Origin of the sequence: Streptomyces sp. NBC_01571, from assembly GCF_026339875.1 — a bacterium.
Lineage (GTDB): Bacteria > Actinomycetota > Actinomycetes > Streptomycetales > Streptomycetaceae > Streptomyces.
Window position 1 is genome coordinate 4,839,347 of the sequence record NZ_JAPEPZ010000001.1, and the last position, 26,939, is coordinate 4,866,285.

Consider the following 26,939-nt stretch of genomic DNA (forward strand, 5'->3'; position numbering starts at 1 on the left):
CCAATCTCCAGCAGTCACCCGACCCGCGAGTTCGCCGGTACGTCCGGCCGGCTCCTCCACCGCGAGGCGGAGGGACCCGAACTCGCGGGTCGCCTGCGTTGTGCGGGGCGTGTGAGGTGAGACACATACGTTTGTGAGGGTCCGCAGTACTCTTGGCCCATGCTTCCGATGCTCGTCCGACGCCGACACGTGGACTACGTGCGCGTCACGAGCATGGGCTGTCGGCCCAGCGTCTGACCTCGGCCCTCACCTCCCTCCTCCGGCTCCCGTGGCCCCCGCCCCAACCCCGGCGGCCCCCGCGGGCACCCCGTACACCCCCGCGGACGCACCTCATGACGACGTACCCGTCTTCCACGCCGTACCAGCAGCTTCCGATCATCGACCTCTCGGCGGCCGACCGCGGTCCCCAGGCCCGTGCCCTGCTGCACGCGCAGCTCCACAGCGCCGCCCACGACGTGGGCTTCTTCCAGCTCGTCGGGCACGGGGTGAGCGCGGCCGAGACAGACGCCCTGCTCGACGCCATGCACCGCTTCTTCGCACTGCCCGAGGCCGACCGGCTCGCCCTCGACAACGTCGGCTCGCCCCACTTCCGCGGTTACACCCGCACCGGCGACGAGCGGACGGGCGGCAGCCGGGACTGGCGGGACCAGCTGGACATAGGCGCCGAGCGGCCCGCGCGGACACCCGGCGCGGGTGAGCCCGCCTACTGGTGGCTCCAGGGCCCGAACCAGTGGCCCGCCGCGCTACCGGAGCTGCGGACCGCCGCCCTGGCCTGGATCGACCGGCTCGGCTCGGTCGCGGCACGGCTGCTGCGCGAGCTGCTCACCGCCATCGGGGCGCCCGCCGACTTCTACGAGCCGATCTTCGGGGAGCGGGCCCATCCGCATCTGAAGCTCGTCCGGTACCCGGGGAGTTCCGGGGACGGCGCGGGTCAGGGCGTGGGCGCGCACAAGGACTACGGGTTCCTGACGCTGCTGCTCCAGGACACCGTGGGCGGGCTCCAGGTGCAGCGGGCGGACGGCCTCTTCCACGACGTGCCACCGCTGCCGGGGGCGTTCGTCGTCAACCTGGGCGAGCTGCTGGAAGTCGCCACCAACGGCTATCTGGTCGCCACGAACCACCGGGTCGTGAGTCCGCCCGGGGCCACCGAGCGGTTCTCCGTCCCGTTCTTCTACAACCCGCGCCTCGACGCCCGTGTCGAGCCGCTGGTCTTCCCGCACGCGTCCGCCGCGCCCGGGATCACCGACGACCCCACGAACCCGCTCTTCGCCGAGTACGGGTTCAACGAGCTGAAGGGCAAGCTGCGGGCCCACCCGCTGGTCGCCGCCCGTCATCACGCGGAGCTGCTCACGCCCGCGTGACGACCGGCGGCCCCGGAGGCGGGGCCGGCGGCGGGCTCAGTGGGCGATGCGCTCGTAGCCGTCGATCTCCTGGGGGCCGCGCGGGCCGGGGCCCACGTAGTGCGCGGACGGCCGTACGAGCCGTCCCGTGCGCTTCTGCTCCAGGATGTGCGCCGACCAGCCGGCCGTGCGGGCGCAGGTGAACATCGAGGTGAACATGTGCGCCGGGACCTCGGCGAAGTCGAGGACGATGGCGGCCCAGAACTCGACGTTCGTCGCCAGGACCCGGTCCGGGCGGCGGGCGTGCAGCTCCGCCAGGGCGGCCTTCTCCAACGCCTCGGCCACCTCGAAGCGGGGGGCGCCGAGGTCACGGGCGGTGCGGCGCAGGACCCGCGCGCGGGGGTCCTCGGCGCGGTAGACGCGGTGGCCGAAGCCCATCAGGCGTTCGCCCTGGTCCAGCGCCCGTCTGACGTACGCCTCGGCGTCCCCGGTGCGCTCGATCTCCTCGATCATGCCGAGGACGCGGGAGGGGGCGCCGCCGTGCAGCGGGCCCGACATCGCGCCCACGGCTCCGGAGAGCGCCGCCGCCACGTCCGCGCCGGTCGACGCGATGACGCGGGCGGTGAAGGTGGAGGCGTTCATGCCGTGCTCGGCGGCGGACGTCCAGTAGGCGTCCACGGCGGCCACGTGCTTGGGGTCCGGCTCGCCGCGCCAGCGGATCATGAAGCGTTCGGCGATCGAGTGCGCCTTGTCGATCTCGCTCTGCGGGACCATGGGGCGGCCCTGCCCGCGGGCGGACTGGGCGACGTACGAGAGGGCCATGACGGCGGCGCGGGCGAGGTCCTCGCGGGCCTGCGACTCGTCGATGTCGAGGAGGGGCTTGAGGCCCCAGACGGGGGCGAGCATGGCGAGCGCGGACTGGACGTCGACGCGGATGTCACCCGAGTGGACCGGGATCGGGAACGGCTCGGCGGGCGGCAGGCCGGGGTTGAACGCGCCGTCGACGAGGAGTCCCCAGACGTTTCCGAAGGAGACGTGACCGACCAGATCCTCGATGTCGACGCCCCGGTACCGCAGCGCGCCGCCCTCCTTGTCCGGTTCGGCGATCTCCGTCTCGAACGCGACGACTCCTTCGAGTCCGGGTACGAAGTCGGACATCAGGCGGCTCCTCATGATGTGTGCGACAGGGGGTCTGCGGGCGGGTGGTGCGATGGACCGTGCCGTGGGAAACCATGCGCCAGTGACGGGTGGTCGACGTCCGGTTCCACGGTCGGCTCGTGGACTCGTGGTCCGGTACGTCTTCCCGGTGATGCCCCGTGCGGCCGGCGGTCACCCCACCGGAGCGGCAGCAGCACGATATCCCCGAGTGCCACCGTTGGGGAGGGCGCGCGGCACTCAGTGCCACGCAGTGATGAACCCCACTCCCGCCGAGTGGGGGTCGAAGTACGGCAAGATGACCGCGTGAACGACCGTTACCCGGATGAATCAGCCGAACCCCTCGTCCAGCGCGCGGCCGAGGCCGCCGCCCAAGAACAGGCCGGAGACGGAGCCGCGACGGAACTCGGCACCGACCCCGCCGCGATGCGCGCCCACTACCGCGCCGAGGGACTGGTGGAGTCCGGTCTCGCCCCGCATCCCATGGACCAGTTCGCCCGCTGGTTCAAGCAGGCCGCGCAGGCCGCCGTGCAGGGCGTGGTGTACGAGCCGAACGCGATGGTCGTGGGCACGGCCGACGCCGACGGGCGGCCCAGTTCCCGCACGGTGCTGCTCAAGCAGTACGACGAGCAGGGCTTCGTCTTCTACACCAACTACGACTCGCGCAAGGCCCGGGAGCTGGCCGCCAACCCGTACGTGTCGCTGCTCTTTCCCTGGCATCCGATGGCCCGCCAGGTCATCGTCACCGGGACGGCCCGCCGCACCGGCCGCGACGAGACGGCCGCGTACTTCCGTACCCGCCCGCACGGCTCCCAGCTCGGCGCCTGGGCCAGCGCCCAGTCCTCGGTCGTCCCCTCCCGCACCGCACTCGACTCCTCCTACGCGGACCTGAGCGCCCGCTACCCCGAGGGTGAGCAGGTCCCGGTCCCCCCGAACTGGGGCGGATTCCGCATCGCCCCGCGGACGGTCGAGTTCTGGCAGGGCCGCGAGAACCGCCTCCACGACCGGCTGCGGTACACGGCGGAGCCCGACGGCGGCTGGAAGGTGGAGCGGCTCAGCCCGTGAACCGCGCGCGGTTCAGCCCGTGACGCGGGCCCGGCTCAGCCCATGACGCGGGCCCGGCTCAGCCCGTGACGCGGGCCCGGCTCAGTCCAGTACGCCGTTCAGGATCTCGCCCCACTGCGCGACCACCCGCTCCCGGCGCGCCGCGTCGTCCGTGAGGAGGTTGGCGAGGCCCAGACCGCGGGACATGTCGAGGAAACCCTGGACGGTCTCCCGTACGCCCGGGCGGGACTCGTCCGCGGCCAGCAGGTCCACGGCGATCCGGTGGGTCTCGCGGCCGACGCGGGCCTCCAGTTCGGTGACCCGGAGGCGGAGCTGCTCCTCGTTGGAGGCGGCGACCCAGAGGTGGAGGGCGGCGCGGAAGAGCGGGCCGGTGAACAGGTCGACCAGGGCCGCGACGACGGCGCGCCGGTCGGCGGCACCCTCCGGGAAGAGGGCGCGCAGGGCCGTGGAGCGCTCCTCCGCGACGTACTCCACCGCCGCCGTGAACAGGTCCTCGCGGGTCGGGAAGTGGTGCTGGGCGGCACCCCGGGAGACACCGGCGCGTTCCGCGACGACGGCGACCGTGGAGCCCGCCCAGCCGTGTTCGGCGAGGCAGGCCACGGCGGCCGCCAGCAGCCGCTGCCGGGTGGCCCGGCTGCGGTCCTGTTTCGGGACATGCGGGGGGCGGGAGACGCGCGCGCCCAGGGCCGCGGCATGGCCGGTACGGTCCGCGTCTCCCGCACGTTCCGTGCGTTCCGTGTCCGCCGTGCGCTCCGGATCCGCCGGGTCTCTCGCGTCCGTCGCGTCCGTCGCGTCCGCCGTGCTCACACCACCCATGCGGGATCCCGTCGTTCGAGGAAGGCCGTCATCCCCTCGCGGGCCTGTACGGAGGAGAACAGCTCGGCCGAGAGCGCCGTCAGGGCGACCGCGTCCTGGTCGAAGGCCTCCAGCACCTTAGCCGTGAGCAGCCGTTTCGTCTCGGCGAGGCCCTGCGGGGAGGCCCGGCGCAGGCCGTCCAGGACGGGGGCCAGAGTCACGTCGACGTCGTCGCCCGTCGCGGTCAGCAGTCCCGTCCGCACGGCCTCCGCCGCGTCGAAGCGTTCACCGGTGAGGTAGTACCGGGCGAGGGCGCGCGGGTCCGTGCGGGGCAGCAGGGGGAGGGAGATGACGGCGGGCGCGACGCCGATGCGGACCTCCGTGAAGGCGAACGTGGCCACGGCGGAGGAGACGGCGATGTCGCAGGCGCCCAGCAGACCGAGGCCGCCCGCCCGGACGTGCCCGGTCACCCGGGCCACCACCGGTTTGGGCAGCTCGACGATCTGCCGCAGCAGACCGACGAGCGCGTCCGGGTGCGGCGGGTCGCGCAGGTCCGCGCCCGCGGAGAACGTGTTGCCGGTGTGCGCGAGGACGACCGCGCGGACGCCGTCGTCCTCGCCGCACCGCGTGAGCCCCTGGGCCAGTTCGCCCACGAGCGCGGACGACAGTGCGTTGCGGTTGGCGGGCGAGTCGAGGGTGAGGGTGGCGACGGCGCGGTCGTGGTCCGCGCGCACGACGGTCATGACCGGCCCCGCAGTTCCCGCCGCAGGATCTTTCCGGAGGCCGCCCGCGGTACCTCCTCGACGAAGGTGACGCCCCGCACCCGTTTGTACGGGGCGACGCGCTCGGCGACGTACATCATGACCTCGCCCGCGGACAGTTCGGCGGCGGACCGCTGACGCACCACGTGGGCGTGCGGGACCTCGTTGTTGTCCTCGTTGTAGACCCCGACGACGGCGGCGTCCGCGATGCCCGGGTGCGTCAGCAGGAGTGCCTCCAGTTCGGCCGGCGCGACCTGGAAGCCCTTGTACTTGATGAGTTCCTTGACCCGGTCGACGACGAACAGCCAGCCGTCCGCGTCCACGTACCCGACGTCTCCGGTGTGCAGCCAGCCGTCCGGTTCGATCATCTCGGCGGTGGCGTCGGGACGCCCCAGGTAGCCCTTCATCACCTGGGGGCCGCGGATGACGATCTCCCCGGCCTCGCCGACGCCCAGCTCCTGGTCCGGGTCGTCGAGGGAGACGATCCGCATCTCGGTGCCCGCGATGAGCCTGCCCACCGTCCCCGGGGGCGCGTCGGCGGCGTCCAGCGGTACCAGGTGCGTACAGGGGGAGAGTTCCGTCATGCCGTAGCCCTGGCCGATGGGCGGGAGGCCGAGCCGCTCGGCGCAGGCCGCGGCGAGCCGGGCGTCCAGGGGCGCGGCGGAGGAGATGACGTACTTCAGGGACGACAGGTCGTAGCCCTCGACGGCCGGGTGCTTGGCGAGCGCGAGCACGATCGGCGGAGCCACGAACAGGCCCGTGATGCGGTGCCGCTCGATGGCCGTGAGGAAGGTGTCGAGGTCGAAGCGGGGCAGCACGACGACGGTGGCGCCTTGGCGCAGGGGCGCGTTCATCAGGGCCGTCAGCCCGTAGATGTGGAAGAAGGGCAGCACCGCGAGGATGCGCTCCCCCTCGTCCATCGGCACCGAGCGCGCCAGCTGCGCCAGGTTGGTGGCGATGGACCGGTGGGTGAGCATCACGCCCTTGGGGACGCCGGTGGTCCCGGAGGAGTACGGGAGGGCCGCGACGTCCGTCACGGGGTCGATGTCGATCCGGGGCTCGGGTGCGGTCGAGCCGAGCAGGTCGATCAGCGACCTGTGCCCCGGCGCGCTGTCGCAGACGAATATCTCCCTTACCCCGCCCGCCAGTTGTGCGGCCCGCCGGGCCGTCTCCAGAAGAGGTGAGACGGTCACGATCCAGCGCGTGGCGCTGTCCCGCAGCTGTTTGGCGAACTCCTCGGCCGTGGCGAGCGGGTGCACGGTCGTGACCGACGCCCCCGCGCGGGTGGCGCCGTAGAACACCGTCGGGAACGCGATGGTGTTCGGGCTGTGCAGGGCGAGCACGTCGCCCTTGCGGAGGCCCGCGTCGGCGAACGCGGCGGCCAGCCGGCGGTGGAACCCGTCGAGTTGGCCGTAGGTGAGCGTGGTGCCGTCGACGCCGTCCACCAGCGCGGGCGTGTCTCCGCGCTCGGCGGCCCGGCCGAGGACGGCCTCGTGGATGGGTTCCTCGACGGCCGGGACATCGGCGTACTCACTGCGGAACACGGGTCCTCCTGGAGCGGCTCGCTGGGTAGGACTGGCCGGTGGGTTCTTCGGTGCGAGCACCCACCGGTGGCGCCCCCGGGGGGCGGCCGACCGGTGGGCTTCTTCGTCGGTACGGCCGGCCGTCGGGCGTCTTCGGCGCGCCCCTCAGTACGACTTGGGCAGGCCCAGGGTCTGGTGGGAGACGTAGTTGAGGATCATCTCCCTGCTGACCGGGGCGATACGGGCCACCCGTGAGGCCGTGATCAACGAGGCGAGCCCGAACTCGCGGGTGAGTCCGTTGCCGCCGAGGGTGTGCACGGCCTGGTCGACCGCCTTCACACAGGCCTCACCGGCGGCGTACTTGGCCATGTTGGCGGCCTCCCCGGCGGCGACGTCGTCCCCGGAGTCGTACAGGAAGGCCGCCTTCTGCATCATCAGGCGGGCGAGTTCGAGTTCTATGTGGGCCTGTGCGAGCGGGTGGGCGACGGCCTGGTGGGCGCCGATGGGGGCCTTCCAGACGGTGCGTTCACGGGCGTACTCGACGGCCCGGGAGAGCGCGAAACGGCCCATGCCGATCGCGAACGCGGCCGTCATCACCCGCTCCGGGTTGAGTCCGGCGAAGAGCTGGAGCAGACCCGCGTCCTCGTCGCCGACGAGCGCCTCGGCGGGCAGCCGCACGTCGTCGAGGGTCAGCTCGAACTGCTTCTCCGCGCTCTGGAGTTCCATGTCGATCTGCCGTCGGCCGAAGCCGTCCGCGTCGCGCGGGACGATGAACAGGCAGGGCTTGAGGCTGCCGGTGCGGGCGTCCTCCGTACGGCCGACGACGAGGGTGGCGTCGGCGATGTCGACGCCGGAGATGAACACCTTGCGGCCGCTCAGCACCCAGTCCGCGCCGTCCCGGCGGGCCGTGGTGGTGATCCGGTGCGAGTTGGAGCCGGCGTCGGGTTCGGTGATGCCGAAGGCCATGGTGCGGGAGCCGTCGGCGAGGCCGGGCAGCCAGGCGCGCTTCTGCTCCTCGGTGCCGAAGCGGGCGATGACGGTCCCGCAGATCGCGGGGGACACGACCATCATCAGCAACGGACAGCCCGCGGCGCCCAACTCCTCAAGGACGAGGGAGAGTTCGGCGATGCCGCCGCCACCGCCGCCGTACGCCTCCGGCAGGTTCACGCCCAGGTAGCCGAGTTTGCCCGCCTCGGACCACAGCTCGGTGGGATGGCGGTCCTCGCGGATGGCGCTCGTGAGGTAGTCGCGGCCGTAGCGCCTGCCGAGGGCGGCGACGGCGGCGCGGAGTGCCTTGTGCTCTTCGGTCTCTGTTGCGGGGCTCATCGGGCCTCCTGAGTACGGAAGGTGCGGGTCGGTCGTGGCGGAGCGCGCGGTCGCCCGCGGCCCTCATCCGGGCGCGTCGTCGTCCACGACCGCCAGCAGGGCCCCCATCTCCACCTGCTGGCCGGGGACCACGTGCAGGGCGGTGAGGGTGCCGTCGGCGGGGGCGGAGATCCTGTGCTCCATCTTCATCGCCTCCAGCCACAGCAGGGGCCGGCCGGCCTCCACCCGGACTCCTTCGGCGAGGCCCTCGGCCACCCGGACCACGGTGCCGGGCATCGGTGCGAGCAGGGAACCGGGGGCGTGGTCGGTCGTGGGTTCGGGGAAGCGGGGCAGCGCGGTGAGGGCGGTGGCGTTCACGTACACCTGGTCGCCGTGGCGTGCCACCCGGAACCGCTCCCGCACACCGTCCACTTCGAGGACGACGAGGCCGGGGTCGGCGCGCACCACACGCACCCCGTCGGCGGCCAGGCCCTCCCGGGTGTGCCGGTAGCGGACCTCGTGCTCCTCCCCTCCCATGAGATACCGCCTGACCTGCGGCTGGGAGGGCAGATTGCGCCAGCCGCCGAACCGGGAACGGCCGTGCGCGTCGGCGAGGGCGGCGGCCAGCGGCGCGTACGGGTCCGCGGCGGGCGTCGTGAGGGCGGCGAGGTGACGGTCGTAGAAGCCGGTGTCCATGCGGCCCCCGGCGAACTCCGGGTGCCGCAGGGACCGTACGAGCAGATCCCTGTTGGTGACCGGGCCGTGGATGTCCGCCCGCTCGAGAGCGCCCGACAGGGTGCGCAGGGCCTGCGCGCGTGTGGGGGCGTGGGCGACGGCCTTGGCGAGCATCGGGTCGTAGTGCACGCCGATCCGGTCGCCGTCGCCGTAGCCGGTGTCCAGGCGGACACCGTCCGGGACGGCGAGGCGGTGCAGGGTGCCGGTCTGCGGGGCCCAGGCGGCTGCCGGGTCCTCCGCGTACAGACGGGCCTCGACCGCGTGCCCGCGCGCGGGGGGCGGCGCGTCGTCGAGCGCGGCGCCCTCGGCGACCTGGATCTGCAGCGCGACGAGGTCGATCCCGAACACCGCCTCGGTGACGGGGTGTTCGACCTGGAGGCGGGTGTTCATCTCCAGGAAGTGGGCGGTGCCGTCCGCGATCAGGAACTCGACCGTCCCGGCGCCCACGTAGTCGACGGCGCGGGCGGCGCGCACGGACAGGTCGTACAGGGTGTCGGTGAGCGGCTGCCCGAGCCCGGGGGCCGGGGCCTCCTCGATCACCTTCTGATGGCGCCGCTGGAGCGAGCAGTCGCGCGTGCCGAGCGCCCAGACCGTGCCGTGCGTGTCGGCGAGGATCTGCACCTCGACGTGCCGGCCGCCCTCCACGTACGGCTCGACGAAGACCTCGCCGTCGCCGAAGGCGCTGAGGGCCTCGGCCCGCGCCGCCTCCAGCTCCGTTTCCAGGGCGGCCAGTTCGCGCACGATCCGCATACCGCGCCCGCCACCGCCCGCGGCCGCCTTGACCAGCACCGGAAGGTCGTCCGCGGTGACCTCCACCAGCGGGGCGAGACCCATCAGCTTCTTGGCGCGGGTCTTGGACGCCATCGCCTCGATCGCCTCGGGTGGCGGCCCGATCCAGACCAGGCCCGCGTCGAGGACGGCCCGCGCGAAGTCCGCGTTCTCGGAGAGGAAGCCGTACCCGGGGTGCACGGCGTCCGCACCGGCGCTCAGCGCCGCTTTCACGACCAGGTCGCCGCGGAGGTACGTCTGCGCGGGGGTCGCGCCCGGCAGCCGCACGGCCGCGTCGGCCTCCCGCACGTGCAGGGCGTTCTCGTCGGCGTCCGAGTGCACGGCGACGGTCCGGATCCCGGCCTCCCGGCAGGTGCGGAAGACACGGCAGGCGATCTCGCCCCGGTTGGCCACGAGTATGGAACTGATCATGGGGAGGGACCTCACATCCGGAAGACGCCGAAGCCGCCGCGTGCGCCCTCGTAGGGCGCGGTGTGGATCGCGGACAGGCACATGCCGAGGACGGTGCGGGTGTCACGGGGGTCGATCACCCCGTCGTCGTACAGCCGCCCGGACAGGAACATGGGCAGGGACTCCGACTCGATCTGCTGCTCCACCATGGCGCGCAGGGCGGCGTCGGCCTCGTCGTCGTACGGGCGGCCCTTGGCCGCCGCGGACTGCCGGGCGACGATGGAGAGGACGCCGGCGAGCTGCTGGGGGCCCATGACGGCGGACTTGGCGCTGGGCCAGGCGAACAGGAAGCGCGGCTCGTAGGCGCGTCCGCACATGCCGTAGTGGCCGGCTCCGTAGGAGGCGCCCATCAGGACGGACAGGTGCGGGACACGGCTGTTGCTCACCGCGTTGATCATCATCGCGCCGTGCTTGATGATGCCGCCCTGCTCGTACTCCCTGCCGACCATGTAGCCGGTGGTGTTGTGCAGGAAGAGGAGCGGGATGTCGCGCTGGTTGGCGAGCTGGATGAACTGGGCGGCCTTCTGCGACTCTGCGCTGAAGAGCACCCCCTGGGCATTGGCCAGCACCCCGACCGGGTAGCCGTGCAGCGTCGCCCAGCCCGTCGTGAGGCTGGTCCCGTAGAGGGGCTTGAACTCGTCGAAGTCCGAGCCGTCGACGATCCGGGCGATGACCTCGCGGGGGTCGAAGGGGTGCTTGAGGTCGCCGGGCACGATCCCCAGCAGCTCCTCCTCGTCGTACTTGGGCGGGTCCGCCGGTCCCGGGTCCGGGTAGGCCTTGCGGTGGTTGAGCCGGGCGACGACGCGCCGGGCCTGCCTGAGGGCGTCGCGTTCGTCGACGGCGAAGTGGTCCGCGAGGCCGGACACACGCGCGTGCATCTCGGCGCCGCCGAGGGACTCGTCGTCGCTCTCCTCGCCGGTGGCCATCCTCACCAGCGGCGGACCGCCCAGGAAGACCTTCGCCCGCTCCTTGACCATGATCACGTGGTCGGACATGCCGGGGACGTACGCGCCGCCGGCGGTGGAGTTCCCGAAGACCACGGCCACGGTCGGGATGCCCGCCGCCGACAGCCGGGTCAGGTCGCGGAAGATCGCGCCCCCGGGGATGAAGATCTCCTTCTGGGACGGCAGGTCGGCGCCGCCCGACTCGACGAGGCTGATGCAGGGCAGCCGGTTGGCGAGGGCGATGTCATTGGCCCGCAGCGCCTTCTTCAGGCTCCAGGGATTGCTGGCACCGCCGCGTACCGTCGGGTCGTTGGCGGTGATCAGGCACTCCACGCCCTCGACGACCCCGATCCCGGTGACGAGCGAGGCCCCCACCGTGTACGCGGGGGCGTCGCTCCCCCAGGCCGCCAGCGGCGACAGCTCCAGGAACGGTGTGTCGGGGTCGAGCAGCAGCTCGATGCGTTCGCGGGCGAGCAGTTTGCCGCGCTCCCGGTGCCGGGCGACGTACTTCTCGCCGCCGCCCGCGAGCGCCTTGGCGTGCTCGGCGTCCAGCGCGGCGAGCTTGGCGAGCATGACCTCGCGGTTGGCGGTGTGTTCGGGGCTGCGGGCGTCCAGGGCGGACGCGAGGACGGTCACAGGAGTGCCTCCGGTATGTCCAGGTGGCGGGAGCGGAGCCATTCGCCGAGGCCCTTGGCCTGGGGGTCGAAGCGGTGCTGGGCGGCGACCCCCTCGCCGAGGATTCCCCCGACGACGAAGTTGAGGGCGCGGAGGTTGGGCAGCACATGGCGGACCACGTCGAGATGACGGCTCTCCGGGATCAGACTCCGGAACCGGTCGGCCGTCAGCTCGTGGGCGAGCCAGCGCCAGGCGTCCTCCGTACGGACCCAGACGCCGACGTTGGCGTCGCCGCCCTTGTCCCCGCTGCGGGCGCCGGCCACCAGACCGAGGGGGGCGCGGCGCGTCGGCCCGGCGGGCGGCGGCTCGGGCAGGGCGGGCTGCGGCGCCGGTTCCAGAACCAGGGTGTCGCGGGCCGGGGCCACCGCGATCCGGCGCCCGTCCGGGAGGACCGCCACCTGCTCCACGGCGTCCTGGGGGACGCGGGAGTCCTCGAACACCCCGTACGGCGAGCCCTTTCCCGGGGGCGCCGACACATGGAAGCCCGGATAGCTCGCCAGGGCCAGTTCGACGGCCGCCCCGCCGAGCGTGCGGCCGACCGCGTCCTGGTCCGGGTCCCGTACGACGAGACGGAGCAGGGCGCTCGCGGTCTCCTCGGTGGGCGCGTCCGGCCGGTCGGTACGGGCCAGCTCCCAGCGGACCTCGGCCGGACGCGACTTGGCGGCGTCGAGCGCGGTCTCCATCTGGTCCCGTACGAGCGCGGCCTTCGCCTCGATGTCGAGCCCGGTCAGGACGAAGACGACCTCGTTGCGGTAGCCGCCGAGACGGTTGAGGCCGACCTTGAGGGTGGGCGGCGGTGCCTCGCCCCGGACCCCCGCGATCCGGACCCGGTCGGGACCCTCCTGGGTGAGCGACACCGAGTCGAGGCGGGCGGTGACGTCCGGGCCCGCGTACCGGGCGCCGGACGTCTCGTACAGGAGCTGCGCGGTGACCGTGCCGATGTCCACGACGCCGCCCGTGCCGTCGTGTTTGGTGATGACGCTCGTGCCGTCCTCGTGGAGTTCGGCGAGCGGAAAGCCGGGACGGCGCAGCCGCGGCGTGGGATGGTCGCCGAAGAAGGCGTAGTTGCCGCCGGTCGCCTGCGTGCCGCACTCCAGGACGTGCCCGGCGACGACGGCGCCCGCGAGCCGGTCGTACGCGTCCGGGGCCCAGCCGAAGTGGGCGACGGCCGGCCCGGTGACCAGTGCGGCGTCCGTGACCCGGCCGGTCACCACGACGTCCGCGCCCTCGCGCAGACAGGCGGCGATCCCGGCGCCGCCGAGGTAGGCGTGCGCGGCGAGGCTGCCGGGGTGGCCGCGGGTGAGGTCGTCCCCCTCGACGTGGGCGACGCGTACCGGGATGCCCAGCCGCTCGGCCAACTCCCGGACGGCGCCGGCGAGTCCGGCGGGGTTGAGGCCGCCCGCGTTCGCCACGACCCGGACGCCCCGCTCGTGCGCGAGGCCGAGGCACTCCTCCAGCTGCCGCAGGAAGGTGCGCGCGTAGCCGCCCGCCGGGTTCTTCAGACGGTCGCGGCCGAGGATGAGCATGGTCAGTTCGGCGAGGTAGTCGCCGGTGAGGACGTCCAGGGGCCCGCCGGTGAGCATCTCGCGCATCGCGTCGAAGCGGTCGCCGTAGAAGCCGGACGCGTTGCCTATGCGCAGGGGACGCGGGGAGGGGAGGGCGCGGCTCACTCGGCCGGCCCCTCGGGCCGCGCCTTCCCGGGTTGCCGTCCGTCCCCCGGCGGCCCCGCGAAGGCCTGGGCGATGTCCAGCCAGCGGTCGGCGTCGGGGCCCTGTGCCCGTACGGCGAGGTCGGCGCGGTGGGCGCGCTGGGTGACCAGGAGACAGAAGTCGAGGGCCGGGCCGGTGACCCGCTGGGACGCGTCCTCGGGTCCGTACGTCCACAGCTCCCCGGCGGCACTCACGAGTTCGACGCGGAACTCCCCGTCCGGCGGCGTGAGACCGCGTACCCCGAAGGCGAAGTCCCGTGCCCGGACGCCGATCCGCACCACGTGCCGGAGCCGGTCCGTGGGGGTACGTGTCACCCCCAGCGCGTCCGCCACGTCCTGGCCGTGGGCCCAGGTCTCCATCAGCCGGCCGGTGGCCACGGAGGCGACCGACATGGGCGGGCCGTACCAGGGGAAGCGGGTTCCGGCGGGGGCCGCGCGGAGGGACTCCTCCAGCGCCCCGCGCCCCGCGCGCCAGTCGGCGAGCAGCTCGGCGGCCGGGCGGGCCGCGCCCTCCTCGGCACCCTCGTCCACGAATCCGCCGGGTGAGGCGATCGCCTTCTCGACCTCCTTCGCGAAGGCCTCGGCGTCGGTCACGGCGAGCAGCGCGGAGCGGTCCGTCCAGGCCAGGTGAGCGATCTGATGGGCGACGGTCCAGCCCGGGGCCGGGGTGGCGAGCCGCCAGCCCTCCTCGGTCAACTCGCCGACCAGCAGGTCGAGTTCCTCGCTCTCCCGATGCAGATCGTCGATCACGGACGACAGGTCGGACACGATGGCGCTCCCTCGGGGCACGACGGTGTGCGGGGTGGTGCGGGGTCCTGCGCGGTGCGTTCTGGAGCATGGCAGCGGGCGGAGAAACAATCAAGCGTGCTTGCATTGATTCGAGGACGGGAAGTCCGGGTGAGCGTCGGGATTCGCCCCCGGTCTCCCGCCAGGGGCGCTGCACCCCCCTGGCCCCCGCCCTCGCCCGAAGGGCTCGACCTCGAACGCCGGACGGGCGGGAGATGCGCGCCCGCGCTGGACGGTTCCGGACGGGGTCACGTATTCCAGCCGTCCGGCGTTCGAGGACAAGGCCGTTCAGGCCGAAGCGGGGGTCTGGGGGCGGCAGCCCCCGGGGACGGGACGCGACGGACGGCGAGCGGCCGACGGCCGCTCGCCCCGCTCCCGTCCTGGTGCCCCGCGGACGCGGCTACGTCGTGGCCCGTCCCCGCCCCACCTGGGTCCGTACCGCGCCCATGCTCGCCGCGATGACGAGGGCGATCGCGAGGGCCTCGGTGGCGGAGAGCGCCTGATGCAGGACGAGGAAGCCTGCGGTCGCGGCGACGGCCGGTTCCAGGCTCATCAGGATGGCGAAGGTGGAGGCGGGAAGGCGGCGCAGGGCGAGGAGTTCGAGGGTGTAGGGGAGGACGGAGGACAGGACGGCGACCGCGGCCCCGAGCGCCGCGGTCGTGGGGTCGAGCAGCCGGGTCCCGGACTCGGCGATCCCCAGCGGCAGGAACGCCACCGCCGCGACCACCATGGCGAGCGCGAGCCCGTCGGCCTGCGGGAAGCGCCGGCCCGTACGGGCGCTGAAGACGATGTACGCCGCCCACATCGCGCCGGCGGACAGCGCGAAGGCGACGCCCGCCGCGTCGAGGCTGCCGAAGCCTCCGCCGCCGAGCAGGAAGACCCCGCCGAGCGCGAGGCCCGCCCAGAGCAGGTTCAGGGCGCGGCGGGAGGCGACCACCGAGAGCACCAGTGGGCCGAGCACCTCCAGCGTGACGGCGGGGCCCAGCGGGATGCGGGCGACCGACTGGTAGAAGAGGCCGTTCATCGCGGCCATGGTCAGCCCGAAGAGGACGACCGTGGCCCAGTCGGCCCTGGAGTGTCCGCGCACCTTCGGCCGGCAGATCACCATCAGCACGATCGCGGCCACCAGCAGCCGAAGGGTCACCACTCCGAGCGCCCCGGTGCGCGGCATCAGGGTCACCGCCAGCGCGCCGCCGAACTGCACGGAGACACCTCCGGCGAGGACCAGTCCGACGGGCCCGAGGCCGCCGCGCCGGACCGGGGATCCGCCGCCCGTACCGGGCAGGGGGGCCATCACCGGGGCGACCGGGGTCGCGGACGCCGGGGAGGACGGGACGGCGCTGGGGGTGTTCACGGTGCCTTCCAGGGGCTCGACTCGGGATGCGTGCATCACGCTGCACTTTCCGGTCCAGAGTAATGGACTCGGTCAGGCGCGTGAACCCTTGACGACCCTGTCTCGTTCCTCACAGCGGCCGCCCCGGTCCCGGGGCCTCAGCGGCGGGCCATGTACAGGTCGAGGACGCGGTGGAGCACGCGGTTGAGGGGGAAGTCCCACTCGCCGAGGTACTCGACGGCCTCGCCGCCCGCGCCGACCTTGAAGCGGAGCAGGCCGAGGAGGTGGTTGGACTCCTCCAGGGTGTCGGTGATGCCGCGGAAGTCGTAGACGGCGGCGCCCAGTTCGTGGGCGTCGGTCATCATGCGCCACTGGATGGCGTTGTTGGGCTGGACCTCGCGTCTGCGGCTGGTGGAGGCGCCGTAGGAGTACCAGACGTGGGTGCCGACCGTCAGCATCGTGGCCGCGGCGAGGACCTCGCCGTCGTGGTGCGCGAGGTAGAGCCGCATACGGTCCGGGTCCTCGGCGGTCAGCGCGGTCCACATGCGCTGGAAGTAGGGCAGCGGGCGGGGGATGAAGCGGTCGCGCTCAGCGGTCTCCGCGTAGAGCTCGTAGAACGCGGGCAGGTCGTCGTAACCGCCGCGCACGACCTTGACACCGGCCTTCTCGGCCTTCTTGATGTTGCGCCGCCACTGCTGGTTGAGGCCGCGCTGGATCTCCTCCAGCGGCCTTCCGCCGAAGGGGAGCTGGAAGACGTAGCGCGGCTGCCCGGCCGCGAACCCGTCCTCGGCGCCCGCCTCGGCCTGCCGCCAGCCCCTGTTCCGCAGCTTCTCGGCCACACCGGCGGCGGCCGGTTCGTACGTCGTCGCCTCCGTGTCCCCGAGCCGGCGCGCCGCCGGATCGGCGATCGCCGCCTTGACGGCGTCGGCGCTCCACCGGCGTACGGCCACGGGCGGCCCCATCTTCACCGAGAACGCGCCCCTCCCCTTCAGATACGCGAGCATCGGGTCGAGCCAGCGCTCCACGAGATCGGCCGCGTACCAGTCGACGACCGGACCCTCCGGGAGGTAGGCGAGGTACCGCCGCATCCTCGGCAGCGGCCGCAGCAGCACCAGCCCGGCCCCGACGAGCCGCCCCTCCTCGTCGAACCACCCGAGGCTCTCCGCCCGCCAGTCCGGCTTCACCTCGCCCCAGGACGGCACCTGCATATGGCTGACCGAGGCCCGTGTCGAGACGAACGCCAGGTGCTCTTCACGGGTGATGACCTGCAGGCGGAGCCTCATGCGCGGCACTCCTCGGTGAGGGGGGTGGCTGAAATTTCAGCACACTCAGGACATTTCGCCATTCTCGTGCCCACGGCCGTGGCCCGCTCCCCGGCCGGAGCCATCGAGTGCCTCCGCCAGCACCTCCGCCAGGTGCTTTCCCCCGCGGCCCGTCAGCTGCTCCAGCTGGGTGCGGCAGGAGTAGCCGTCCGCGAGGAGCACCGCGTCGTCGCCGGCCGCCGCCACCGCCGGGAGGAGCTGTTCCTCCGCGCAGGACACCGACACGGCGTAATGGCCCTTCTCGAAGCCGAAATTGCCCGCGAGGCCGCAGCAGCCGCCCGCGAGGGAGCCGGTCAGACCCGCCGCCGCGCGCAGCCGGCGGTCGGCGGCGTCGCCGAGGACGGCGTGCTGGTGGCAGTGGGTCTGGCCGACGACGGGGCGGTCCAGCGAGGGGGGCGACCAGTCCGGGGCGAGCCGTTCCAGCGCCTCGGCGAACGTCAGCACCGCCGAGGCCAGCCGGGCCGCGCGCGGGTCGTCGTGGAGGAGCTCCGGGAGGTCCGTACGCAGCGCGGCGGCGCAGCTCGGTTCGAGGACGACGACGGAGGGGGGCCGCGGGTGGACGTCCGGATCCAGGAACGCACCCATCAGGTCGAGGGTGCGGCGCATCACCGCGCGGGCGAGGTCGAGCTGGCCCGTGGAGACGTACGTGAGACCGCAGCAGACGCGGCCCGCTCGGCCCACCGCCCAGGGGGCCGGTCCGCCCGACGCGCGGTCCGCACCCGGCGCCCCGGCCGTCCCCGCCGTCGCCTTCTTCCGGCTCTCTCCCTCGTCGCCGCCCGTCCCCTTCCTGCCGCCGTTCCCCTTCCCGTTCCTGCCGGTCCTTGCCGGACTCCCCAGCTTCCTCATCCCCACCGTCGGCGTCAGCATCACGTCCACGCCGGCCGCCTCCAGCACCCGTACGGCCGCCCGCCCCACCGACGGCGAGAGGTGCTCCGTGAAGGTGTCCGGCCACAGGAAGGCCGCCTCCGCCGGGGCGACGGCACCGTTCCCGTCGGCGCCGTACCCGTCGGTCCCGTGCACCCCCCCCTCGCGCATCATCCGCCGCACCCGCTCCTTGAACCGCCGCTGCCACCACCGGCTGAACGTCTCGGGCGCCAGACGCGGGATCTTCCGCTCGGGTGCGATCCCGGCCAGCCGCTTGACCACCGCGGCCGGCGGCCGCAGCGAGGACAGGGCGTTGAGCAGCCCGGCGGTCCTGGTCCGGGCGACCAGCCCGAGCCACCCGGGCAGCCGTCCCAGGGCGTAGTGCGCGGCGGGGCGGCGCCGGCCCGCGTAGTGGTGGTGCAGGAACTCCGCCTTGTACGTGGCCATGTCGACGCCGACCGGACAGTCGGAGCGACACCCCTTGCAGGACAGGCACAGGTCCAGCGCGTCACGGACCTCCGTCGACCGCCATCCGCCGGTGACCACCTCGCCCGCGAGCATCTCGTGCAGCAGCCGCGCCCGTCCCCGGGTGGAGTGCTCCTCCTCGCCCGTCACCCGGAACGACGGGCACATGACACTCGTGGCGTCGGGTGTCGTCGTACGGCACTTGGCGACCCCCACGCAGCGGCGCACCGCCGCGGAGAAGTCCCCGCCGTCCGCCGGATAGCCGAACGTCACGTCCACCGGCTCGCGCGGCAGCACCGCGAACCGCAGGTTCTCGTCCAGCCGGTGCGGCCGCACCAGCATGCCGGGGTTGAGCAGGCCGTCCGGGTCCCAGAGGTCCTTCGCCCGCTCGAAGAGGCCCACCAGTTCGGGACCGTACATGAGGGGCAGCAGCTCGGCCCGGGCCTGCCCGTCGCCGTGCTCGCCGGACAGTGAGCCCCCGTGCGAGACGACCAGTTCCGCCAGTTCCCGTGAGAAGCCGCGGAAGCGGCCGATCCCCTCGCCCGTCAGCAGGTCGAAGTCGATCCGGACGTGGATGCAGCCGTCCCCGAAGTGCCCGTACGGCGTTCCGCGCAGTCCGTGGGCCGCCAACAGGCCCCGGAAGTCGCGCAGATACGCCCCGAGCCGGGCCGGCGGCACCGCGCAGTCCTCCCAGCCGGGCCACGCCTCTCCCCCGTCGCCGGGCATCCGGGTCGCCGTGCCGCTCGCGTCCTCACGCACCCGCCACAGCGCACGCTGCCCGGCCGGGTCGGTGACCACGGCGGCGTCCAGGACGTCGGCGGCGCGCAGGATCGCGTCGGCACGCGCGCGGGCCTCCCCCGCGTCGGCGCCGCCGGTCTCGACGAACAGCCAGGCACCGCCCCGCGGCAGCCCCGCGCCGGGCGGTACGAGGTCCGCGGCCATCCCCTCCACCGTGAGCGGCCCGAGCGGCAGCAGCCCGGCGGCCGCCTCCGCCGCCGCGCCCTCGTCCGCGTACCCGAGCACGGCCAGCGCCGTCGCCCGCGGTGCCTCGACCAGTCCCACCACCGCTTCGGTCAGCATGCCCAGAGTGCCCTCGGAGCCGCAGAAGGAGCGGGCGACGTCCGCACCCCTCTCGGGGAGCAGGGCGTCCAGCGCGTAACCGGAAATGCGGCGGGGCAGGTCCGGGAAACCGGTGCGCAGACGGGCCAACTCGCCGTCCACCAAGGTGCGGAGGCCGGGCGGGGCGCCCCGCCAGTCCCGGCCGAGCGTGCGGGCCTCCCCCCGGCCGGTCAGCACCGACAGCTCACGCACGCTGTCCGCGGTCGTGCCCCACGCCACCGAGTGCGACCCGCACGCGTTGTTCCCGATCATGCCGCCGAGGGTGCAGCGGCTGTGGGTGGAGGGGTCGGGTCCGAAGCGCAGGCCGTGCGGGGCGGCGGCTTCCTGGAGGCGGTCCAGGACGACGCCGGGCTGTACGACGGCGGTGCCGGCCTCGGGGTCCAGCGCGACGATCCGGTTCATGTGCCGGGTGAAGTCGAGGACGACCCCGGTGCCGGTCGCCTGGCCGGCGATCGAGGTGCCGCCGCCGCGCGCGACGACCGGCACCGCGTGCGCGCGGCACACGGACAGCACGGCCGCCACGTCGTCGCTGTCGCGCGGGGCCACCACACCGAGCGGGACGCGCCGGTAGTTGGACGCGTCCATGCTGGTCAGCGCGCGTGCGGTGGCGTCGAAGGAGACCTCGCCGCGAACCTCCGCGGCGAGCCGTCCACGCAGTGCGGCCCGTAGTTCCCGAAACTCCGCCGGTCCCCGATCGCCAAGATCCGTCATGTCTCCAAGGATGGCCCCGCGCGGCGCCTCCGGGTGGTACCCGGGGTGTCCGAATCGCGGTCCGATGACGGGACCGGATCCAGAACCTTCCCAATGCGATCACGAACTCTCATATAGTGACCGCGAATTGAGTTTCAGGTGTCGCCTCTCGCCCAGGAAACGACCGAGGACACGGACCGAGGACAGGATTCATGACCGCGCCCAGCCCCTCCGGCGAACGACCCACCCTCCGCGCCACGGCACCCGCCCCCCTGCTCACCGCCGCTCTGGCGGCGCTCGCGGTGGTCGGCGCGGTGGCGACCGCTCCGAACTCCGCACGGGTACCCGTCGCCTGGGTCACCGGGACGGCCGCCGTGCTGCTCTGCGTGGCCGTCGCGGTCGCCACCCGCGCCGTACGGACCGCGCAGCTGGCGCGCCGCCGCCTCGACACCGTGAGCCAGGACGCCGGCCGCCTGCTGCAGGAACGGGCCCGCCAGGCCGAGGAGTTCAACCAGGAGCGGACCCGGCTCACGGCGGAGTCCGCCCGCGACCGGACCCGGGCGGCCGACGCCGAGGCCCGCGAACGTGCCCGCCTCACGGCCGAGTTCGAAGCCGAACGGCAGCGGCTCGGCGCCGAGATCGCCGAGGAGCGGCGGCGGTCCGCCGAACTCACCGCGGACGGAGCGCGCCTCGTCCAGCAGGTCCGGCAGGCCACGAGCGACCGCGCCGCCGCGATCTCGGCCACCGCCAACGCGGCCGGCCGGATGCAGGCCCTCTCCACGGCCATGCTCGCCGACCTGCGCGCCATGGAGGAGAAGCACTCCGACGAAGAGGTCCTCGCCGATCTCCTGCACCTCGACCACCGCACCGCGCAGGCCGGCCGTCTCGCCGACTCCGTCGCCGTCCTCGCGGGCGCCCGCTCCGGCCGCCGCTGGGCACGGCCCATCGTCATGGAGTCGATCCTGCGCGGCGCCATGGGGCGCATCGGCGGCTACCAGCGGGTGCGCCTGCACTCCTCCAGCGACGCCGCGGTCGCCGGCCACGCCGCGGAGGGCGTGATGCACGCGCTCGCCGAACTCCTCGACAACGCGGCGAACTTCTCGCCGCCGACCGCCGAGGTCCATGTGTACGTCGAGGAGGTCCCGGCCGGTGTCATCGTCTCCGTCGAGGACAGCGGCCTCGTCATGGGCGACGTCCAGCTGCGCCGCGCCGAGCGCGCCGTCTCCGGTGACGGCGCCGAACTGGGCGGTCTCACCGGCACCCGGCTCGGCCTCGCGGTGGTCGGCCGGCTCGCCCGCAAGCACGGCCTGAAGGTCTCCTTCCGGCCCTCCGCGCGCGGCGGCACCGGCGTCCTGGTGCTCATCCCCCAGGACCTGCTGTCCCTGCCGTCCGCGCCGGCGCCGGCGGCTCCCGAGGCCACGCCCGCCGCGGCCCCCGCGCCGGCCCCCGCGCCCGTACCCGCCGAGGACGTCACCGCCGCGGCCGAGGACCACCCCGCCGCCGGGCCGGCGCCCCGCGCGTCGTACGCCGCCGCCCGGGCCACCGGGGACCTCGACCCGGACCCGGTCCCCACCCACGACTCCCCCCGGCACGCGGACGCGGAGCCCGCCGCCGGCAGCCTGCCCAAGCGCCGCCGCGGCCGCACCCTCGAGCACGCCGAGCGCAGCCGCGCCCGCCTCGCGGACCAGGCCGCCGAATCGGAACCCCGCACCACCGACTCCAAGGTCACCGCCGCCCGGTTCAGCAGCTTCCGGCAGGCGGTCCGCGGCACGGCACCGGACCAGGCCGCGGTCCAGGGGACCGTGCCCGAGGACTCCGTACGCGCCCCGGCGTACACCCCCGAGAACGCCGTACGCGACGAAGCAGCCGTACGGGACACCAACCCCCCGCACCCGGAAGGCGACACCACTTCATGACCGGCACCACCACCGCCGACGAGAAGCTCTCCTGGCTCATCGAGGGCCTCCTCGAGCGCACCCCGGGCGCCCGGCACGCCCTCGTGCTCTCCCGCGACGGCCTGAAGCTGTGCCGCACCCCGGAGCTCACCGTCGACCGGGCCGACCAGCTCGCCGCGATCGCCGCGGGCATCCAGTCGCTGTCGCACGGCGCGTCCGTGGAGTTCGGCGACGGCAGCGGCGGCGTGCGCTCGGCGATGACCGAGTTCTACGACGGGGTCCTGTTCATCGTGGAGGCCGGTGACGGCGCCCACCTCGCCGTGGTCACCGCCGAGGACGCGGACGCCGGCCTGGTCGGACACAACATGAGCGAGTTGGTGGAGCAACTCGGCGAACACCTGAGCGCGCAGCCCCGGACGTCATGAGCCGTCCGGGCAGGGACGACGCGCCCGACCGGCTGTACACCCTCACCGGAGGACGCAGCCGTTCCGGGCCTGACACCCCGTTCGACCTCGTGACGCTCGTGGTCGCCGAGTGCGATCCGGCCCTGGGCATGCAGTCGGAGCACGCCGCGATCCTGCGGTTGTGCGAGCGGCCGACGGCGGTCGTGGAGATCGCCGCCGTGCTGAAGCTGCCGGTGTCCATCACCCGGGTCCTGCTCTCCGACCTGCTCTCCGCGGGCCGGGTCAGCGCCCGCCACCCGCAGAAGGCAGCACTACCCGATCCCGACATCCTGGAGCAGGTGCTCGTTGGACTACGCAACCTCTGACGCGAGGACCCCGCTGGGCGCCACCGCCGACAACGGTCTGAAGATCGTGGTCGTCGGCGGTTTCGGCGTCGGCAAGACGACCCTGGTCCGCTCCGTGAGCGAGATCCGTCCGCTCAACACCGAGGAGACGATGACCCGGGCCGGGGAGACGATCGACGACATCAGCGAGGTCCGCGGCAAGTCCGCGACCACCGTCGCCTTCGACTTCGGCCGCATCACGCTCGACGCCCGCAACGTGCTGTACCTGTTCGGCGCGCCCGGCCAGGAACGCTTCTGGTTCCTGTGGGACCGCCTCTTCTCCGGCACCCTCGGCGCGGTCGTCCTCGTGGACACCCGTCGCATCGACGACTCCTGGTACGCGATCGACCGCCTGGAGCACCACGGCACGCCGTTCATCGTCGCCTGCAACGACTTCGGCGGCCCGGGACACACCCCCGCCGAGATCCGTGAGGCCCTCGACCTCGACCCGCACGTCCCGCTCATCGAATGCGACGCCCGCTCGCGGGAGTCCAGCAAACGGGTCCTGATCACGCTGGTCGAACACCTGAAGACCGTGTACGCCGCCTCGGCCGAGGCCACCGCGCCGGCCTCAGCGGACACCGAAGAAGTCACCAAGTCCCCGGAGTTGGCCCTGTGACCCCCGCCCCCGTGCCCCTCAGCGGGCCCCGGTTCCAGACCGAACCCGCCGAGCTGTACCGGGAGATGCGGCGCGACCACGGCTCGGTGGCGTCCGTCGTACTGGACGGCGACATCCCCGCGTGGCTGGTGCTCGGCTACCGCGAGCTGCACCAGGTCACCGGCGACCCCGTGCTGTTCAGCCGTGACTCCGACCTGTGGAACCAGTGGGACCGCATCCCCGACGACTGGCCGCTGCTGCCGATGATCGGCCGCAAGCAGCCCTCCATCCTCTACACGGTCGGCGAACGCCACCGTGAGCGCGCCGCGATGATCAGCGAGGCGCTGGAGGCCGTCGACCCCTTCGAACTGCGCACCCACGCCGAGCGGTTCGCCGACGAACTCATCGACGCGGCCTGCGCCAAGGGCGAGATCGACCTCGTCGGGGACTACGCGGCTCTGCTGCCCGTGCGTGTCCTCGCGACGCTCTACGGCTTCTCCGAGGAACAGGGCCCCGGCCTGGTCACCGCCCTCAACGACATGATCAACGGGCGGGAGGGGGCACTCGCCGGACAGCAGCACCTCGCCGGCTCCATGGCGCGGCTGCTGGCCGACCGCAAGGCCGACCCCGCGAGCGACGTCGTCTCCCGGATGCTCGCCGACACCTCCGGCTTCACCGACGAGGAGATCATCCAGGACCTGATGGTCATGATGGCCGCGGGCCACCAGCCCACCGCGGACTGGATCGGCAACTCGCTGCGACTGATGCTCACGGACGACCGTTTCGCCGCCTCCCTCTTCGGCGGCCGCAACAGCGTCGCGGAGGCCATGAACGAGGTCCTCTGGGAGGACACCCCCACCCAGAACGTCGCCGGGCGCTGGGCCTCCCGCGACACCCAGCTCGGCGGCCACCGCGTCCGCGCCGGCGACCTGCTGCTGCTCGGCCTCCAGGGCGCCAACTCCGACCCGCAGGTCCGCACCGACGGCTCCGCGCTCACCGGCGGCAACAACGCCCACTTCTCCTTCGGACACGGCGAGCACCGCTGCCCGTTCCCGGCCCAGGAGGTCGCCGAGGTCATCGCGCGGACGGGCATCGAGGTCGTACTGGACCGGCTGCCCGACATCGACCTGGCGGTACCCGCCGCATCCCTCACCCGCCGGCCCTCACCCTGGCTGCGCGGCCTCACCGAACTCCCGGTGCGCTTCACCCCCGTACCCGCACTGTGAGACTCCACCGCGCCCGGCCGGCCCGCGTGTCCGGCCGGGGGCCGCGGGGGCCTGCGCCGATGCCACGGCCCCCGCGACGACGCGGCATCCCCACCCCGGCCCTTGGAGGCATCCCCGCATGACCGCACGTATCGCCCTCGACCCGTTCGTGTCCGACCTCGACGGCGAGAGCGCCAGGCTGCGCGAAGCCGGTCCGCTGGCCGCCGTGGAGCTGCCCGGCGGCGTGCCCGTCTGGGCGGTCACGCACCACGCGGAGGCCCGCGCCCTGCTCACGGACCCCCGGCTGGTGAAGGACATCAACGTGTGGGGCGCCTGGCAGCGCGGCGAGATAGCCCCCGACTGGCCGCTGATCGGCCTCGCCAACCCCGGCCGTTCCATGCTGACGGTCGACGGCGCGGACCACCGCAGGATGCGCACGCTGGTGGCGCAGGCGCTGACGCCCCGCCGGGTGGAGCAGATGCGGGAGCGGATCACCAAGCTGACGCAGGGGCTTCTCGACCAGCTCTCCGCCGACGCCGGCGTGGTCGACCTGAAGGCCGACTTCGCCTACCCGCTGCCCATGTACGTCGTCGCCGACCTCATGGGCATCGAGGAGTCCCGCCTCCCCCGCCTCAAGGAGCTCTTCGAGAAGTTCTTCTCGACGCAGACCCCGCCGGCCGAGGTCCTCGCCACGCTCACCGAGCTGGCCGGGATCATGGCCGACACCGTCGCGGCCAAACGCGCCGAGCCCGGCGACGACCTGACCAGCGCCCTGATCCTCGCCTCCGAGAACGGCGACCACCTCACCGACGAGGAGATCGTCTCCACCCTCCAGCTCATGGTGGCGGCGGGACACGAGACGACGATCTCCCTCATCGTCAACGCGGTGGTCAACCTGTCCGCCCATCCGGAGCAGCGCGCGCTCGTCCTTTCCGGTGAGGCCGACTGGTCGGCCGTGGTGGAGGAGACGCTGCGCCACTCCACCCCCACCTCGCACGTCCTGATCCGCTTCGCGACGGAGGACGTGCCGGTCGGGGACAAGGTCATCCCCGCGGGTGACGCGCTGATCGTGTCGTACGGCGCGATCGGGCGCGACGAGAACGCCCACGGCCCGACGGCCGGGGACTTCGACATCACCCGCACCACCGCCAACCGCCACATCTCGTTCGGCCACGGCCCGCACGTCTGCCCGGGTGCCGCCCTGTCCCGGCTGGAGGCCGGAGTCGCGCTGCCGGCGCTGTACGAGCGCTTCCCCGCCCTCGACCTGGCGGTCCCCGTCGCGGAGTTGCGCAACAAGCCCGTGGTGACCCAGAACGACCTGTTCGAACTGCCGGTCCGGCTCGCCCCGTAGCTCTCCACGGGGGGCGGGCGGGACGCCGTGACTCCCCCAGCGGCCACGGGCCGGCCGGGTCGTCTCATCGAACGGACACGCTTCCGTCCGGTTTCTCCGAAGAGATACCCTCCGGCTCGTGGCTGACATCCAGATCCCCGCTGACATCAAGCCCGCCGACGGACGATTCGGCGCCGGCCCCTCCAAGGTGCGGACGGAGGCACTGGACGCGCTGGCGGCGACCGGCAGTTCCCTGCTCGGCACGTCGCACCGCCAGGCGCCGGTCAAGAACCTGGTCGGGAGGGTCCGGGAGGGTGTGCGCGAACTGTTCTCGCTGCCCGACGGGTACGAGGTCGTCCTCGGCAACGGCGGCTCCACCGCGTTCTGGGACGTGGCGACCCACGGCCTGATCGAGAACAAGTCGCAGCACCTCAACTTCGGTGAGTTCAGCTCCAAGTTCGCCAAGGCCGCGAAACTCGCCCCGTGGCTCGCCGAACCCACCGTGATCGCGTCCGACCCGGGCACCCACCCCGAGCCCTCGGCCGAGGCCGGCGTCGACGTGTACGCCTTCACCCACAACGAGACCTCCACCGGTGTCGCCGCCCCCATCAGGCGGGTCGCGGGCGCCGACGAGGGCTCTCTCGTCCTCGTGGACGCCACCTCCGGCGCCGGCGGCCTGCCGGTCGACATCGCCGAGACGGACGTCTACTACTTCGCCCCGCAGAAGTCCTTCGCCTCCGACGGCGGCCTGTGGATCGCCGTCTTCTCCCCGGCCGCCATCGAGCGCGCCGAGCGCGTCCACGCCTCGGGCCGCCATGTGCCGGAGTTCTTCTCGCTCCCCACGGCGATCGACAACTCCCGCAAGAACCAGACGTACAACACCCCGGCCCTCGCCACCCTCTTCCTGCTCAACGAGCAGCTGGAGTGGATCAACGGCCAGGGCGGTCTGGCCTGGTCCACGGCCCGCACCAAGGACTCCTCGACCCGGCTGTACACCTGGGCCGAGGACTCCAAGTACGCCACCCCGTTCGTCACCGACGCGGCCAAGCGCTCGCAGGTCATCGGAACGATCGACTTCGACGACGAGATCGACGCCGCCGCCGTCGCCAAGGTCCTGCGCGCCAACGGCATCGTCGACACCGAGCCCTACCGCAAGCTCGGCCGCAACCAGCTGCGCATCGCGATGTTCCCGGCGATCGACCCGGCGGACGTCGAGGCGCTGACGAAGTGCGTCGACCACGTCATCGAGAAGCTCTGACCTCACCCGTACAGGGAAAGGGGCGCCCGGCACTCGCCGGGC

General features: G+C 73.2%; 21 protein-coding genes. 9 read left to right on the plus strand and 12 right to left on the minus strand.

The features are described 5' to 3' along the window. The first annotated feature begins 332 nt into the window (after window positions 1–332). A complete protein-coding gene (locus OHB41_RS21755) occupies window positions 333–1,361 on the plus strand; it encodes an isopenicillin N synthase family dioxygenase (RefSeq protein ID WP_266699900.1) in 1,029 nt (342 codons plus the stop codon). A gap of 36 nt (window positions 1,362–1,397) precedes the next feature. Here the strand turns inward: OHB41_RS21755 and OHB41_RS21760 are convergent, their stop codons facing one another. Continuing rightward, window positions 1,398–2,498 (minus strand): citrate synthase 2, encoded by a 1,101-nt coding sequence (locus OHB41_RS21760; protein ID WP_266699901.1) that lies wholly within the window; start codon window positions 2,496–2,498, stop codon window positions 1,398–1,400. Window positions 2,499–2,921: 423 nt separating this feature from the next. Between OHB41_RS21760 and pdxH the strand changes: the two genes are divergently transcribed. Further along, complete coding sequence (pdxH, locus tag OHB41_RS21765; RefSeq protein WP_266706039.1) at window positions 2,922–3,560, plus strand: pyridoxamine 5'-phosphate oxidase; 639 nt, start codon at window positions 2,922–2,924, stop codon at window positions 3,558–3,560. Window positions 3,561–3,641: 81 nt separating this feature from the next. Here the strand turns inward: pdxH and OHB41_RS21770 are convergent, their stop codons facing one another. The 11 genes from OHB41_RS21770 to OHB41_RS21820 form a co-directional block, all read right to left on the minus strand. Continuing rightward, the gene (locus tag OHB41_RS21770; protein WP_526024946.1) at window positions 3,642–4,376 is read right to left on the minus strand and encodes a TetR/AcrR family transcriptional regulator; all 735 of its coding nucleotides are present in this window, start codon (window positions 4,374–4,376) and stop codon (window positions 3,642–3,644) included. Then, on the minus strand, window positions 4,364–5,098 hold the full coding sequence (locus OHB41_RS21775; protein ID WP_266699902.1) for an enoyl-CoA hydratase family protein: 735 nt from the start codon (window positions 5,096–5,098) through the stop codon (window positions 4,364–4,366). The genes OHB41_RS21770 and OHB41_RS21775 overlap by 13 nt, the downstream gene beginning before the upstream one ends. Then, window positions 5,095–6,660, minus strand: a complete 1,566-nt coding sequence (locus OHB41_RS21780; protein WP_266699903.1) for a 4-coumarate--CoA ligase family protein — start codon at window positions 6,658–6,660, stop codon at window positions 5,095–5,097. The genes OHB41_RS21775 and OHB41_RS21780 overlap by 4 nt, the downstream gene beginning before the upstream one ends. A 144-nt stretch (window positions 6,661–6,804) precedes the next feature. After that, window positions 6,805–7,965: an acyl-CoA dehydrogenase family protein gene (locus tag OHB41_RS21785; protein ID WP_266699904.1), complete on the minus strand. Its 1,161-nt coding sequence runs from the start codon at window positions 7,963–7,965 to the stop codon at window positions 6,805–6,807. A 63-nt stretch (window positions 7,966–8,028) separates the two neighbouring features. Further along, window positions 8,029–9,879 (minus strand): ATP-binding protein, encoded by a 1,851-nt coding sequence (locus OHB41_RS21790; protein WP_266699905.1) that lies wholly within the window; start codon window positions 9,877–9,879, stop codon window positions 8,029–8,031. Between the two features lie 11 nt (window positions 9,880–9,890). After that, window positions 9,891–11,498 (minus strand): acyl-CoA carboxylase subunit beta, encoded by a 1,608-nt coding sequence (locus OHB41_RS21795; protein WP_266699906.1) that lies wholly within the window; start codon window positions 11,496–11,498, stop codon window positions 9,891–9,893. Next, entirely contained in the window at window positions 11,495–13,129 is a 1,635-nt protein-coding gene (locus tag OHB41_RS21800) for an acyclic terpene utilization AtuA family protein (RefSeq protein ID WP_266706043.1), read from the minus strand. The genes OHB41_RS21795 and OHB41_RS21800 overlap by 4 nt, the downstream gene beginning before the upstream one ends. Window positions 13,130–13,203: 74 nt before the next feature. Then, the gene (locus OHB41_RS21805) at window positions 13,204–14,013 is read right to left on the minus strand and encodes a TIGR03084 family metal-binding protein (RefSeq protein WP_266699907.1); all 810 of its coding nucleotides are present in this window, start codon (window positions 14,011–14,013) and stop codon (window positions 13,204–13,206) included. A gap of 418 nt (window positions 14,014–14,431) precedes the next feature. Beyond that, a complete protein-coding gene (locus tag OHB41_RS21810; protein WP_266706045.1) occupies window positions 14,432–15,385 on the minus strand; it encodes an EamA family transporter in 954 nt (317 codons plus the stop codon). 137 nt (window positions 15,386–15,522) lie between these two features. Then, on the minus strand, window positions 15,523–16,647 hold the full coding sequence (locus OHB41_RS21815) for a lipid II:glycine glycyltransferase FemX (RefSeq protein ID WP_266699908.1): 1,125 nt from the start codon (window positions 16,645–16,647) through the stop codon (window positions 15,523–15,525). Between the two features lie 45 nt (window positions 16,648–16,692). Beyond that, the gene (locus OHB41_RS21820) at window positions 16,693–19,845 is read right to left on the minus strand and encodes an FAD-binding and (Fe-S)-binding domain-containing protein (protein ID WP_266699909.1); all 3,153 of its coding nucleotides are present in this window, start codon (window positions 19,843–19,845) and stop codon (window positions 16,693–16,695) included. Between the two features lie 191 nt (window positions 19,846–20,036). Between OHB41_RS21820 and OHB41_RS21825 the strand changes: the two genes are divergently transcribed. The 7 genes from OHB41_RS21825 (at window position 20,037) to serC (ending at window position 26,897) form a co-directional block, all read left to right on the plus strand. Then, entirely contained in the window at window positions 20,037–21,740 is a 1,704-nt protein-coding gene (locus OHB41_RS21825) for a sensor histidine kinase (protein ID WP_266699910.1), read from the plus strand. Then, the gene (locus OHB41_RS21830; protein ID WP_266699911.1) at window positions 21,737–22,144 is read left to right on the plus strand and encodes a roadblock/LC7 domain-containing protein; all 408 of its coding nucleotides are present in this window, start codon (window positions 21,737–21,739) and stop codon (window positions 22,142–22,144) included. The genes OHB41_RS21825 and OHB41_RS21830 overlap by 4 nt, the downstream gene beginning before the upstream one ends. Then, window positions 22,141–22,488 (plus strand): DUF742 domain-containing protein, encoded by a 348-nt coding sequence (locus OHB41_RS21835; protein ID WP_266699912.1) that lies wholly within the window; start codon window positions 22,141–22,143, stop codon window positions 22,486–22,488. Before OHB41_RS21830 ends, OHB41_RS21835 begins: the two co-directional genes overlap by 4 nt. Continuing rightward, window positions 22,469–23,125, plus strand: coding sequence for a GTP-binding protein (locus OHB41_RS21840; protein ID WP_266699913.1), 657 nt, complete (start codon window positions 22,469–22,471; stop codon window positions 23,123–23,125). The genes OHB41_RS21835 and OHB41_RS21840 overlap by 20 nt, the downstream gene beginning before the upstream one ends. Then, complete coding sequence (locus OHB41_RS21845) at window positions 23,122–24,330, plus strand: cytochrome P450 (protein ID WP_266699914.1); 1,209 nt, start codon at window positions 23,122–23,124, stop codon at window positions 24,328–24,330. Before OHB41_RS21840 ends, OHB41_RS21845 begins: the two co-directional genes overlap by 4 nt. 118 nt (window positions 24,331–24,448) lie before the next feature. Beyond that, complete coding sequence (locus OHB41_RS21850) at window positions 24,449–25,660, plus strand: cytochrome P450 family protein (RefSeq protein ID WP_266699915.1); 1,212 nt, start codon at window positions 24,449–24,451, stop codon at window positions 25,658–25,660. Window positions 25,661–25,778: 118 nt separating this feature from the next. Next, window positions 25,779–26,897: a phosphoserine transaminase gene (gene serC / locus OHB41_RS21855; protein ID WP_266699916.1), complete on the plus strand. Its 1,119-nt coding sequence runs from the start codon at window positions 25,779–25,781 to the stop codon at window positions 26,895–26,897. The last annotated feature ends 42 nt before the right edge of the window (window positions 26,898–26,939 follow it).

What these genes read in the sequence shown, in the direction of transcription:
- OHB41_RS21835 (WP_266699912.1), top strand. Translation starts at nt 22,141, where the DNA reads ATGAGCCGTCCGGGCAGGGACGACGCGCCCGACCGGCTGTACACCCTC.
- OHB41_RS21770 (WP_526024946.1), bottom strand. Translation starts at nt 4,376, where the DNA reads ATGGGTGGTGTGAGCACGGCGGACGCGACGGACGCGACGGACGCGAGA.
- OHB41_RS21820 (WP_266699909.1), bottom strand. Translation starts at nt 19,845, where the DNA reads ATGACGGATCTTGGCGATCGGGGACCGGCGGAGTTTCGGGAACTACGG.
- OHB41_RS21800 (WP_266706043.1), bottom strand. Translation starts at nt 13,129, where the DNA reads ATGCGCGAGATGCTCACCGGCGGGCCCCTGGACGTCCTCACCGGCGAC.
- pdxH (WP_266706039.1), top strand. Translation starts at nt 2,922, where the DNA reads ATGCGCGCCCACTACCGCGCCGAGGGACTGGTGGAGTCCGGTCTCGCC.
- OHB41_RS21775 (WP_266699902.1), bottom strand. Translation starts at nt 5,098, where the DNA reads ATGACCGTCGTGCGCGCGGACCACGACCGCGCCGTCGCCACCCTCACC.
- OHB41_RS21790 (WP_266699905.1), bottom strand. Translation starts at nt 9,879, where the DNA reads ATGATCAGTTCCATACTCGTGGCCAACCGGGGCGAGATCGCCTGCCGT.
- OHB41_RS21825 (WP_266699910.1), top strand. Translation starts at nt 20,037, where the DNA reads ATGACCGCGCCCAGCCCCTCCGGCGAACGACCCACCCTCCGCGCCACG.
- OHB41_RS21760 (WP_266699901.1), bottom strand. Translation starts at nt 2,498, where the DNA reads ATGTCCGACTTCGTACCCGGACTCGAAGGAGTCGTCGCGTTCGAGACG.
- OHB41_RS21815 (WP_266699908.1), bottom strand. Translation starts at nt 16,647, where the DNA reads ATGAGGCTCCGCCTGCAGGTCATCACCCGTGAAGAGCACCTGGCGTTC.
- OHB41_RS21850 (WP_266699915.1), top strand. Translation starts at nt 24,449, where the DNA reads ATGACCGCACGTATCGCCCTCGACCCGTTCGTGTCCGACCTCGACGGC.
- OHB41_RS21785 (WP_266699904.1), bottom strand. Translation starts at nt 7,965, where the DNA reads ATGAGCCCCGCAACAGAGACCGAAGAGCACAAGGCACTCCGCGCCGCC.
- OHB41_RS21755 (WP_266699900.1), top strand. Translation starts at nt 333, where the DNA reads ATGACGACGTACCCGTCTTCCACGCCGTACCAGCAGCTTCCGATCATC.
- OHB41_RS21830 (WP_266699911.1), top strand. Translation starts at nt 21,737, where the DNA reads ATGACCGGCACCACCACCGCCGACGAGAAGCTCTCCTGGCTCATCGAG.